This is a genomic window from Streptomyces sp. NBRC 110611, from assembly GCF_001590865.1.
GTDB lineage: Bacteria > Actinomycetota > Actinomycetes > Streptomycetales > Streptomycetaceae > Streptomyces.
On sequence record NZ_BBUY01000051.1, the window covers coordinates 1 to 5,338 of the forward strand.

Genomic DNA, 5,338 nt, shown 5'->3' on the forward strand with positions numbered 1-5,338 from the left:
AAAGACCGAGCGCATCCGCGATCGCACCTTCGCCACCAGGGCCGAAGCGAACCTCGCGCTCTTCGAGTACATCGATGGTTTCTATAACCCCCGCCGCATCCAGAAACGCCTCGGCTACCTCAGCCCCATCGAGTTCGAGGAGAAGCACTACGCCAACCAGGCAACGGCCAAGCAAGTTAACCTAAGACCGCGTCAACCCGCTCTGACCAGCTACTGACCTTTCGGGATTGTTGTCGTGAGGGCTGACAGGTGGAAGCTGTCGCTGTATGCCCGAGCCAAAGAGATATCCGCAAGGGGGCGGTCTGACCGCCGAGCGGCGGGCGTTTCGCGAGCGCATCCGTATGGAGGCGGCCGGGATGTTCGCTGCGGGGCAGGGCAATGCGGTGATCGCGAAAGAGCCTGGCGCTGTCGACCATCGCGCAGATGCTGCAGCGCCACGGATGGAGCCACTTGAATTTCGGATCAATAGACAGGGGTGATATGGCGCATCAATCTCCACTAATTTTGCACGGTCAATCGATTTCTGTTGAAAGTCATTTCAATCTATTGGAGATGTCATGCACAAAATTAGCAGGGCTATTGTCGCGGCAGTCGCCATCGCTGGTGTCGGCTTCCTGGGTGCTGGCACTGCCTGCGCCAGCTCAACGGATGGTGGTACCCACAGAGGGCCCCGGGCGAACCACTTCGATCCACATCACAAGAATTCCAGCCGAGGGCATTCTCGCCTGCATCATGGGGGCGGCAGCCACGGTCACCGCAAGTCGCATGGTCACAAGGTGGTCTACATTCCCAGAGCGTTTCATGTGAGCCCCACAATGCAACGTTGATGTACTCGGCAATGTTTGGCCCTGGAACGGCGCTGTAAGCTACCCTGGCGTGCTGCCCACCACGGGTGGCTCGTCCGTCGGGTACAACATCACGTGCTTCCACGGGTAACGCACATGGGCCCCGGTCCGAGCCAAAGGCTCGGTGCCGGGGCCTAATCTTGCCCTTTGGTGGGGCGCACGGCAATGCCGCATAGATAAGTGATTTGGCGTTCTGTTTCGACAGAACCACAGCGACACACCCGTGTTGCTTGTAGATGGTCAACTGGCGTGATCGTTGCCTTTTGTGGCACGGAGGATGCCGCCTATCTTCCTGGTTCATGGGTGGGGTTCGGGATGGCTCGGTAGTTTCCGGTACGCGGTTGACGGGCCGGGTAGGTATCGGGGTTCTGACATGCCTGGTTGACCGGGACCTGGTCGATGAGGCGCTCGCCGGGCGGGCCGGGCCGAGATGCGGTCCCGTCTGTTGCCGACACGTATGGTCGTCTACTACGTCATGGGCTTGTGCCTGTTCTTCAGCGAGTCATATGAGGAAGTCATCCCCCTGCTTGTCAACGGCTGCGGTTTCTCGGTACATGAAGAAAAGACTGGACTGTCCCTACGACAAGTGCCATTTCCCAGGCACGTTGGCGTCTGGGACCGGATACATTGCGCGTACTGTTCGAAAGAGTGGCACTGCCGTGCGCTCAACGGGGTATGCAAGGAGCCTGACTGGGCCAGTGGCGACTGATGGCCACCGACGGATTCGTGCTCGACATTACCGATACTCCGGCGAACGACGCAGAGTTGGGATGTTCTGGCGGCGTGAAGAACCCCGCGCCTTTTCCCCAGGTGAAGATCGTGGGGCTGGGGGAATGCGGAACACATGCCGTGGTGGCCGTCTCGATGGGCCCTGGCGTGTGGAAGAGGGTGCCCGTGCTGAAGGACTCATCGCCGACGTCGAGCCAGGCGTGCTGATCACTGGCGACCGGGGATTCTACGCCTACCGGCTGTGGGAGGCCGCGGTAGCGACAGGTGCGGATCTGCTGTGGCGCATGCCCGACGGGCACCATCTGCCGGTAGTCCGGCCACTGAAAGATGGATCGTACGAGTCCTTTCTGCTTGACCCCAAGGTGCGGAGGCGGCGTGCGAACCAGCGTTACCGCGGATCGATGCAGATCGAGGAGCCGTCCGGGATCCTGGTCCGGGTCGTTGAGTACGAAGTGACCCCCGTGAGGGCAAAGGCGAGATTTTCTGCCTGATCACCACCATCATGGACGCCGACAAGGCTGGCGCCGCCGAATTCGCGGCCGCTTACGCAGAACGCTGGTAGCTCGAATCAAGCCTCGATGAGATCAAAGCTCACCAGCGTGGCCGTGGCGGAGTCCTGCGCTCGCAACGCCGGACATGATCGGGCAGGAGGTCTGCGCCCTCTTCCTACTGAGGTTTTCGGGTTGGCGTTGGTTGGTGCGTGTTGAGGGTGAGGATGGCTTCGGCGAGGCAGCCGTCGAGGAGGCTGGGTCGGTATTGGATCTGCCGGAGGCCGCGGCGGAGGGTGCGGGTGAGGCGGTCGGCGTCGGTGAAGGCAGCGTTGGCCAGCGGGCCGCGCCGCGGCAGTGACCAGATCCCCTCCACGGGGTTGAGGTCGGGTGTGTAGGTGGGCAGGTGGACGATGGTGAGCCAGTCGTGGTCGTCCGCGTACTGTCGTATGCCGGTGGTGCGATGGGTGTTCAGGTTGTCCCAGATGAGGATGGTCGGGCCGCCCAGCTGCTGGTGGGTGCAGGCGATCAGATCCCGGTAGTCGGTCCAGTCGAAGCTGGACCGTTCGCCTTTGCGGTAGACGCGAGGCCGGTAGATCGGACGGGAGCGTTCGCCGGGCCGGTAGCAGGCCATGGCCGCGACCGAGATACGCCGGTAGGACCGGCCTCTGACCCGGATCACGGGGGTGTGGCCGCGGCGGCTCCAGGTGCGGGCGTGTGGCGGCGTCATCGAGAAGCCGGCCTCGTCTTCGAAGACGATCCAGGCCCCGAGCGCCGCCGCGGTGCTTCCACGTGCAGCCACACGTCCTTCTTCCACAACTCCACCGCGTGCTCGTCACGCTCCAGAGCACGGCGGGCCGGGCACTGCGGGCCTCGTTCCGCTATGCCGCCTGCCAGGACTGGGACAAGATCGCCAAGATGCTCAAGCCCGTCTACACGGCGCCGACCGAGGACGCGGCCACCACACGGTTCTTGGAGTTCACCGAAGCCTGGGGCGACAAATACCCGGCGATCGGGCGGCTCTGGGAGAACGCCTGGGCCGAGTTTGTGCCGTTCCTGCAGTTCGACGCCGAGATACGTCGCATTGTCTGCACGACGAACGCGAACGAGAGCGTCAATGCCCGCATCCGCCGGACGGTGCGGGCCCGTGGCCACTTCCCATCCGAAGCCGCCGCGTTGAAGTGCGTCTATCTCGCGGTGATGAGCCTGGACCCGACCGGGAAGGGTCGAAAGCGGTGGATCACCCGCTGGAAGCTAGCCCTCCAGGCGTTCGACATCGCCTTCGACGGCCGCCTCTCAGCAGCCCGCATCTGACCCATCAGCCACACCAGTTACACCGTTAGATTGACAGGCCCTTGCGCGGCGCACGGCCGAAAGGCATGTCAAAGAAGGACATCTTCCGCTGCCTCAAACGCTTGGTTGCGTGCGATGTCTGCAAGTACCTGACCAGTACGAACACCTCACAGAAGCAACTCCTACAGACCGCTTGACGATCTATGGGAGCTTCCAGGATGAACCCGCCCAGAAGGGTATTCGGTGCATATGGTAGTCACATCCTGTGGGCGGCTGCGTAAGGGAGTCGCCTCGACAACCGTGGCGGCTCTGGTGCTCGCAGTCCTGACTGCATTTCAGCCACCCACCGTGACCAAGCCCCAGGCCGTCGAAGAACGGGAGGCCACCCTACCCACCAACACCCCCATCGATGGCGGCTCCGCGCACTACACTGACCTGCCGCCGCTCATCGGCCTCGTGTCATCCACGGGTCCTCACCCCTACGACGCCGACAGCCACACGCCCTACATACCCTACAGCGGCACCCTTGCCGCCGGTTCCGCCGAGGCTGGCATCCCCGCCACCGTCCTCGCCGCATACAGACATGCTGTCTCCCGGATCAATGCTCCTGATCCGGGTTGCCGGCTGCGCTGGCAGCTGCTCGCCGGTATTGGCAAGGCCGAGTCCGGCCAGGCTCGAGGCGGGGCCGTCGACACCGAAGGCACCACCCTCCAGCCGATCCTCGGCCCTCAGCTCAACGGCCAGGGCTTCGCCCAGATCTTCGACACTGACGGCGGCCGCTACGACGGTGACCTCACCCATGACCGCGCCGTCGGCCCTATGCAGTTCATCCCTTCCACCTGGTCCCAGGGCGGCCCCGACGGCGCCGGCTGGGGCGCCGACGGCAACGGCGACGGTGTAAAGGACCCCCACAACATCTTCGACGCCGCACTCGCCGCCGGTCACTACCTCTGTGCCAATGGCCGCGACCTTTCCTCTCAACAGGACCTGGACCGGGCGATTCTTGGCTACAACAACTCCCGGGAGTACCTGCGCACGGTGCTGTCCTGGTACAGCTTCTACCGCAACGGCACCCACGAGGTACCTGATGGCAAGGGCGCACTCCGGGCTCATCACACCGGTCGCGCTGGCGTCACTGCCACACCCGGCACCCATCCCACCTCCCGAACCAACCACCACCAACCCAGAGTCCACACGAGCCGTGACCGGGACGTCCCTCCCTCGGGGGTACGCCGCCACCCCAATAACACACAATCAGACGTCCCCACTGCATCCAACCCCACGTCCTCACCTAATCCCGCTCCTCAACGCATACCTGAACCTGCCACTCCCAAACCACCTGCCGAAGCCTCCCCCCTCATCACCCTCCAACGGATCGGCAACCAGAACCTGACCGCTACCATCGGCACCGACTTCGCCGTCTTGCCCCAGGTGCGTGCTGAGGACTCCGCTGGGCGGCCGGTTGTCGGCATCCCCGTCCGCTTTAGCGTCCCCACGGCCGCCGACGCTCGCTTCCCCGACGGCGTGACCACCGTCATCGTTACCACCGGCAAGGATGGTCGGGCCACCACGCCTACACTGAGCGCAGGTGACGAGACAGGAGCCTTCCGTCTCCAGGCGATGGCCGTCGGCTACACGGCATCCCCAGTCCGTTTAGACGCCACCATCAAGCCCAATCCGCTACACCAGACCGACCATCTCACCCGCACTTCGAACACCGAATTCCAGGCCCTGATCAACGCAGTCACCACCGGACACGGCACCGACGTCTACCACCGGATTCAACGAACCACCGGTAAACAGCGGCCGAGTCGTTGTGAGACGCCGGGCGGCAAGGTGGGGTGAACCATCTCGTGCAACCACCTCAAAGCCATACCCAGCGTCTGGATCCCTTACGACGGCCCGTCCGACCCACAAGCAACGTGGGGCTCTTGACCGACAGCCCTCAGAAGATCTGCACCTAAAAGGTTCAAGGAGTGGATT

The 5,338-nt window shown here is 63.4% G+C and carries 4 protein-coding genes and 3 pseudogenes; 6 read left to right on the forward strand and 1 reads right to left on the reverse strand.

From position 1 onward, the window contains the following. The 4 genes and pseudogenes from AZE13_RS33040 to AZE13_RS33050 form a co-directional block, all read left to right on the forward strand. Window positions 1-217 (forward strand): IS3 family transposase (locus tag AZE13_RS33040; RefSeq protein ID WP_147264819.1); only part of this gene is annotated, 217 nt, incomplete at its 5' end. Between the two features lie 1,052 nt (window positions 218-1,269). Next, window positions 1,270-1,374: pseudogene (locus tag AZE13_RS39485) on the forward strand (transposase domain-containing protein); the annotation flags it as partial. A 44-nt stretch (window positions 1,375-1,418) separates the two neighbouring features. Beyond that, window positions 1,419-1,535: pseudogene (locus AZE13_RS39490) on the forward strand (hypothetical protein); the annotation flags it as partial. A 188-nt stretch (window positions 1,536-1,723) separates the two neighbouring features. Then, window positions 1,724-2,065: a hypothetical protein gene (locus AZE13_RS33050; protein ID WP_147264820.1), complete on the forward strand. Its 342-nt coding sequence runs from the start codon at window positions 1,724-1,726 to the stop codon at window positions 2,063-2,065. Window positions 2,066-2,240: 175 nt separating this feature from the next. Here AZE13_RS33050 and AZE13_RS33055 read toward each other — a convergent pair whose 3' ends face one another. After that, the gene (locus tag AZE13_RS33055; RefSeq protein WP_258528179.1) at window positions 2,241-2,792 is read right to left on the reverse strand and encodes a transposase; all 552 of its coding nucleotides are present in this window, start codon (window positions 2,790-2,792) and stop codon (window positions 2,241-2,243) included. Between the two features lie 134 nt (window positions 2,793-2,926). On the opposite strand from AZE13_RS33055, the pseudogene AZE13_RS33060 reads away from it, so the two are divergent. After that, window positions 2,927-3,376 (forward strand): annotated as a pseudogene (locus AZE13_RS33060) (transposase); the annotation flags it as partial. 327 nt (window positions 3,377-3,703) lie between these two features. After that, window positions 3,704-5,200: a lytic transglycosylase domain-containing protein gene (locus AZE13_RS33065; protein WP_066940447.1), complete on the forward strand. Its 1,497-nt coding sequence runs from the start codon at window positions 3,704-3,706 to the stop codon at window positions 5,198-5,200. The last annotated feature ends 138 nt before the right edge of the window (window positions 5,201-5,338 follow it).